Source organism: Kitasatospora sp. NPDC059571, assembly GCF_042735675.1.
Classification (GTDB): Bacteria; Actinomycetota; Actinomycetes; order Streptomycetales; family Streptomycetaceae; genus Kitasatospora.
On the sequence record NZ_JBHWBW010000529.1, the window covers coordinates 1 to 5,225 of the forward strand.

Consider the following 5,225-nt stretch of genomic DNA (forward strand, 5'->3'; position numbering starts at 1 on the left):
CTTCGCCGTGTTCTCCGGCCCCGGCGCGCGGTGCGCCGGGCGCCGTCACGCCAGCGCGCGGGGCGCCGTCACTTCAGTGCGCCGGCCAGCTGCGCGAGCTCGTCGTACGAGGCGGAGCCGGTCACCACGGTGGTCGCCGAGCCGGTCTGCCGGGTCAGCCCGCGGTACGGCTTGCCCTGGTAGCGCTGCCAGTCCTGGCCGGCCACCGCCGTGCTGCCGTCCGGCTCGCCCTTCGGCACGACGTCGGCGAGCACCGCCGTCTGCGCGGCGGTCGACTGCTCGACGGCCGCGTACTTGCCCTCCGGGGTCACGAACCCGAGGTGCCACACCGCGTTGCCGTGGGCGTCCTTCGAGTACTGCACCGAGGTCGCCCGCCAGCCGCCGGCGAGGCCCTGCGGCGCGAGCACCGGGTACGGCGCGGCGCGCTTGGCCGACGCCAGGGCCACCCGGTAGTCGACCTCGTGCACCCCGTCGCCGCCGGAGTGCGGGATGAAGAGGTACGCGAAGAACCCGACGACTCCGACCGCCAGCATCGACAGGACCATGTCCCGTACCGTCTGCCGGCCTCTCATGCTGCTGCTGCCTGCCACCCGTCCATGGTGGACCATCCCTCCCGCCGCCCCGACCACCGGGGGTCCCGCCGACGGGTGAAGCGGGACGAACCACCGCATACCCGCTGGTCGCCCAGGGTGCGCCACAGACACCCGCGCGGGCGCCGGATACGATCGCAGCACCCTCACCACGGCGTTCCGAGCTGGCAGTAGTCGGGCGCTCACTGGCCGTCGCGTACAGAGAGGTAACGACGATGACCACGCAGTACCCGCACCACCTCCCCAGCTCGCTGGAGGTCGCTCCGGAGGCCCCGGACCGCAACCTCGCCCTGGAACTCGTCCGCGTCACCGAGGCCGCCGCGCTGGCGGCCGGCCGCTGGGTCGGCCGCGGTGACAAGAACGGCGCCGACGGCGCGGCCGTGAAGGCCATGCGCACCCTCGTCTCCACCGTCTCGATGAACGGCGTCGTCGTCATCGGCGAGGGCGAGAAGGACGAGGCACCGATGCTCTACAACGGCGAGCGGGTCGGCGACGGCACCGGCGCCGAGTGCGACGTCGCCGTGGACCCGGTCGACGGCACCACCCTCACCGCCAAGGGCATGCACAACGCGGTCGCCGTCCTCGCGGTCGCCGACCGCGGCACCATGTTCGACCCCAGCGCGGTCTTCTACATGGACAAGCTGGTCTGCGGCCCGGAGGCCGCGGACTTCGTCGACATCACCGCCCCGGCGGCCGTCAACATCCGCCGGGTCGCCAAGGCCAAGGGCAGCGCCGTCGAGGACATCACCGTCGTCGTGCTGGACCGCCCCCGCCACGACGGGCTGGTCAAGGAGATCCGCGAGGCCGGCGCCCGGATCAAGTTCATCTCCGACGGCGACGTGGCCGGCGCCATCATGGCCGCCCGCGAGGGCACCGGCGTCGACCTGCTGATGGGCGTCGGCGGCACCCCCGAGGGCATCATCGCGGCCTGCGCGATGAAGTGCATGGGCGGCGTCATCCAGGGCCGGCTGTGGCCCAAGGACGAGGCGGAGCGGCAGAAGGCGCTGGACGCCGGCCACGACCTGGACCGGGTGCTCTCCACCGACGACCTGGTCTCCGGCGAGAACGTCTTCTTCGTCGCCACCGGCATCACCGACGGCGAGCTGCTGCGCGGCGTCCACTACCGCCAGGAGACCGCCACCACCAGCTCGCTGGTGATGCGCTCCAAGAGCGGCACGATCCGGCGCATCGACTCCACCCACAAGCTGTCGAAGCTGCGGGCCTACAGCGCGATCGACTTCGACCGCGCGAACTGACCGCAGCCCTGCGGACACCGCGGCCCCGGGCCCCCCCGCCCCGGGGCGCGCGCCCGTGTCTCAGCCCGCTATCCGGCGCGCACCGACCCGGCGCGCCTCGCGCAGCTCGGCCTCCCGGCGCCGCCGGCGGGCCAGCACCACCCGGCGCTCCGCCGCGGTCAGCCCGCCCCACACCCCGTACGGCTCCGGCTGCGCCAGGGCGTGCTCGCGGCACTCCAGCAGCACCGGGCAGCGGGCGCACACCTGCTTGGCCTGCTCCTCGCGGGCGAGCCGGGCCGCCGTGGGCTCCTTGGAGGGGGCGAAGAAGAGCCCCGCCTCGTCCCGGCGGCACGCCGCGCCGGTGTGCCAGGGGTTGTCCTCCGGGGGCTCCGCCGGCCGGGCCGCCGGGACCGCCGCGGCCGCCCGGCGGACGGCGGTGGCGGCGCCGGTGGCACTGGACTCGATGGGATGCAGCACGGCCAACTCCTGACACGGATCGGGACTCGGAAGGCTCGCGTCCCTGCCCGGCCACCCCCGTGCCCGTACCGCCGCGGCACCACCGCCGTCCGGGACCACAGCCGTAACAAGAACCGATGTGCACGGGGAACTACCCCCTCGCACCGCGATTCATGCACACCGCATGCAACCGACTACTCCCTGCACTCGGCGCAACGCCGAGTGCCTGCCGCCCAGTTGGGGCCGCCCCTCAGGTGTCCAGCTGCTTGCGGACCCACTCGCGGAGCTTCTTGCCGCGGCGCGGCTTGGCGTCGCAGCCGCCGAACACGGCCGCGCCCTTGATCCGCACCACTGGCGCGTACGGGTCGGCCGCGGTCTGCTCGCGGACCGAGAAGCCGCCGAAGATGCCGACGCCGCCGCCGTGCAGGCTGACGTTCTCCGGCACCTTGATGTCGACCCCGCCGAAGATCGCGGTCACCTCGATGACCACCTCCGGCGACTCGAAGACCGCGTCCGTGAGGTCGATGTCGACCCCGCCGAAGATCGCCACGGCCTTCAGGTGGGAGCCCACCCTCCAGCGGCCCTTGCGCTCGGCCCCGCCGAACACCGCCACCATCGTCGGCGACTCCTGGCGGGCCGGCGGCATCGCCGGGGCGGCCGCGCGGTCGAGCGGCGGCTTCTCCATCGAGATCGCCCCCGGGTGCGCCGGGAGGTCCCGGGTCAGCGGTGCGAGCTCGCCGAAGGTCTTCGCCCGGTAGGCGGCCTCGATGCGCTCCGCGTGCTCCTCCATCGTCAGCCGGCCCTCGGCGTACGCGTCCCGCAGCAGGTCCGCGACCTTCTCGCGGTCCGCGTCCGCGGCCCGCAGGTCCGTCTCGGCGACCGGGGCCGCCGGGGACTGCGCCGGGCGCGCGGCGGCCTCGGCGCCGGGCTTGGTCATCGGTACGGGCTCCGGGCGCTGGGCGTCTGGCGACGGCGAGTTCTCCACGGGGAAAGCCTAGCCACCGGCGCCCTGCCGAACGAGAGTTCGCACCAGAATGGCGTGAGCCCCGTCACGCAGGCTCACCTGCGCGCCGGTCCCCGCCGGGCTGCGCCTACCCTGGGAATGCTTCGTCGACGCAGCCGAGACTTGTGAAGGACCTGCCCTCATGGCTCCCACGCCGGAATTCGAGTACCGCGACCTCCTCCCGCTCGGTGCCGACCCCACGCCGTACCGCAAGCTGACCTCCGAGGGCGTCTCCACCTTCGAGGCCGACGGCCGCACCTTCCTCAAGGTCGAGCCGGAGGCCCTGCGGCTGCTCACCGCCGAGGCCATGCACGACATCTCGCACTACCTGCGCCCGGCCCACCTCGCCCAGCTGCGCCGCATCCTGGACGACCCCGAGGCCAGCCCGAACGACCGGTTCGTCGCGCTCGACCTGCTGAAGAACGTCAACATCTCGGCCGGCGGCATCCTCCCGATGTGCCAGGACACCGGCACCGCGATCGTCATGGGCAAGCGCGGTCAGAACGTCCTCACCTCCGGCGAGGACGAGGCGGCGATCGCCCGCGGCGTGTACGACGCGTACACGAAGCTGAACCTGCGCTACTCGCAGATGGCGCCGGTCACCATGTGGGACGAGAAGAACACCGGCAACAACCTGCCGGCCCAGATCGAGCTCTACGCCACCGACGGCGGCGCCTACAAGTTCCTCTTCATGGCGAAGGGCGGCGGCTCGGCCAACAAGTCGTACCTGTACCAGGAGACCAAGGCGATCCTCAACGAGTCGTCGATGCTCTCCTTCCTGGAGCAGAAGATCCGCTCGCTGGGCACCGCGGCCTGCCCGCCGTACCACCTGGCGATCGTGGTCGGCGGCACCAGCGCCGAGTTCGCCCTGAAGACCGCCAAGTACGCCTCCGCGCACTACCTCGACAACCTGCCGACCTCCGGCGACGCGAAGACCGGCCACGGCTTCCGCGACCTGGAGCTGGAGCAGAAGGTTTTCGAGCTCACCCAGAAGATCGGCATCGGCGCGCAGTTCGGCGGCAAGTACTTCTGCCACGACGTCCGCGTCATCCGCCTTCCGCGGCACGGCGCCTCGCTGCCGGTCGCGATGGCCGTCTCCTGCTCCGCCGACCGCCAGGCGCTCGGCAAGATCACCGCCGAGGGCGTCTTCCTGGAGCAGCTGGAGACCGACCCGGCGAAGTACCTGCCGGACACCACCGACGAGCACCTCGACGACGAGGTCGTCCGGGTCGACCTCAACCAGCCGATGGCCGACATCCGGGCACAGCTGGCCAAGTTCCCGGTGAAGACCCGGCTGTCGCTCAGCGGCACGCTGGTGGTCGCCCGCGACATCGCCCACGCGAAGATCAAGGAGCGCCTGGACGCCGGCGAGGGCATGCCGCAGTACATGAAGGACCACCCGGTCTACTACGCCGGCCCGGCCAAGACCCCCGAGGGCTACGCCTCCGGCTCGTTCGGCCCGACCACGGCCGGCCGGATGGACTCCTACGTCGACCAGTTCCAGGCCGCCGGCGGCTCGATGGTCATGCTCGCCAAGGGCAACCGCTCCAAGCAGGTCACCAAGGCCTGCGCCGAGCACGGCGGCTTCTACCTCGGTTCGATCGGCGGCCCGGCCGCCCGCCTGGCCCAGGACTGCATCAAGAAGGTCGAGGTGCTGGAGTACCCCGAGCTCGGCATGGAGGCGGTCTGGCGGATCGAGGTCGAGGACTTCCCGGCGTTCATCGTCGTCGACGACAAGGGCAACGACTTCTTCGCCGAGGTGACGGACGGCCCGCTGATCACCAGCCTGCGGGTCCGCTCCGCGGAGTAGGCGGCACACGTGCGCGGGGCCCCGGGGCCGCTCCGCCGGGGCCCGCGGGCCAGGGGGGGGCGACGGGGGGGGGGGGTCCCCGCCGGGCGGCGGGAGGCCCGCGCCGGCCGGGGGGGGGGCGGGGCCCCGCG

Annotated in this window: 5 protein-coding genes; 2 read left to right on the forward strand and 3 right to left on the reverse strand. The window is 72.8% G+C overall.

The window, feature by feature from the left end; translation table 11 throughout:
* Positions 1–68: 68 nt before the first annotated feature.
* Positions 69–590 carry a DUF4245 domain-containing protein gene (locus ACFV0G_RS34755; protein WP_380556594.1) on the reverse strand — a complete coding sequence of 174 codons (522 nt, stop codon included), beginning with the start codon at positions 588–590 and terminating at the stop codon, positions 69–71.
* Positions 591–805: 215 nt separating this feature from the next.
* On the opposite strand from ACFV0G_RS34755, the gene glpX reads away from it, so the two are divergent.
* Positions 806–1,846 carry a class II fructose-bisphosphatase gene (gene glpX / locus ACFV0G_RS34760; RefSeq protein ID WP_380556596.1) on the forward strand — a complete coding sequence of 347 codons (1,041 nt, stop codon included), beginning with the start codon at positions 806–808 and terminating at the stop codon, positions 1,844–1,846.
* A gap of 60 nt (positions 1,847–1,906) precedes the next feature.
* Here glpX and ACFV0G_RS34765 read toward each other — a convergent pair whose 3' ends face one another.
* Positions 1,907–2,302: a WhiB family transcriptional regulator gene (locus ACFV0G_RS34765; RefSeq protein ID WP_380556598.1), complete on the reverse strand. Its 396-nt coding sequence runs from the start codon at positions 2,300–2,302 to the stop codon at positions 1,907–1,909.
* Between the two features lie 229 nt (positions 2,303–2,531).
* Positions 2,532–3,218: a DUF1707 domain-containing protein gene (locus ACFV0G_RS34770; RefSeq protein ID WP_380556600.1), complete on the reverse strand. Its 687-nt coding sequence runs from the start codon at positions 3,216–3,218 to the stop codon at positions 2,532–2,534.
* Between the two features lie 208 nt (positions 3,219–3,426).
* Between ACFV0G_RS34770 and ACFV0G_RS34775 the strand changes: the two genes are divergently transcribed.
* Positions 3,427–5,094, forward strand: coding sequence for a fumarate hydratase (locus tag ACFV0G_RS34775; RefSeq protein ID WP_380556602.1), 1,668 nt, complete (start codon positions 3,427–3,429; stop codon positions 5,092–5,094).
* Positions 5,095–5,225 lie beyond the last annotated feature (131 nt).